The organism is Streptomyces sp. NRRL F-2664, assembly GCF_000719345.1.
Taxonomy (GTDB): domain Bacteria; phylum Actinomycetota; class Actinomycetes; order Streptomycetales; family Streptomycetaceae; genus Streptomyces.
This window is the reverse complement of record NZ_JOFX01000288.1, coordinates 1-701: the sequence shown is the minus strand read 5'-3', so window position 1 is coordinate 701 and position 701 is coordinate 1. Positions and strand designations below refer to the sequence as shown.

At 69.3% G+C, this 701-nt stretch carries 2 pseudogenes; both read right to left on the bottom strand.

Going from position 1 to position 701, the window contains the following annotated elements:
* Positions 1-164: 164 nt before the first annotated feature.
* Positions 165-488, bottom strand: a pseudogene (locus IF89_RS45635) (transposase); the annotation flags it as partial.
* Positions 489-701 (bottom strand): annotated as a pseudogene (locus IF89_RS47340) (IS630 family transposase); the annotation flags it as partial. It abuts the pseudogene before it with no gap.

Here is a 701-nt window from a genome sequence, read left to right as displayed (position 1 = left end):
CGTCCGACTCCCCCGTCTCCCACGGCTACGGAATGATCCAGGTCAGCTGATCCCCGGCACACCCCGCGCATAGCGGCGCACGCACCGGCGCATGCGCCGCTATGCGCAGGGGCCGGGCACACCCGCGGGGGGTCTGAATAAGAAGCCATCTCATTCGCGAGTCTGCGGTAGCAGATGAGGGTGCAGGCGATGCTGGTGAAGGCGGGGAAGTGGTCGGCCTTGCGTTCGTAGCGCCGGTAGAGGCGGCGGCAGCCGGCGAGCCAGGCCATGGTGCGTTCGATGGTCCAGCGGTGGTGTCCAAGCCGCTGGGAGGACTCGGCTCCCTTGCGGGCGATGCGGTGCCGGATGCCGCGCTGACGTCACCATTTCCGCAGGTGGGGATAGTCGTAGCCCTTGTCCGCGTGGAGCTTGGCGGGCTTGCGCCGACGGCGCCCGCGGCGTGAACGGGTGGGCGGTATGCCAGGCACGAGGGGCTCGAGTGCCTGGCTGTTCTTCTTCGCCCAGGTCCGCACTGCCGGGGTCTTGTTCGCCGAGAGGTTGTCCATGATTACGCAGATGGGGGCGCCGTCGGGTCGGGCGGCCCGGATCGACTTCAGCGCCGGGAGGCTGTGGTCGCCGCCCTTGCGGCGCCGGGTCACGCCCCACAGCTGGTCATCGCCCATCGAGTAGCAGCCGTGGAAGTAGCGGATGCCGTGGGTGCG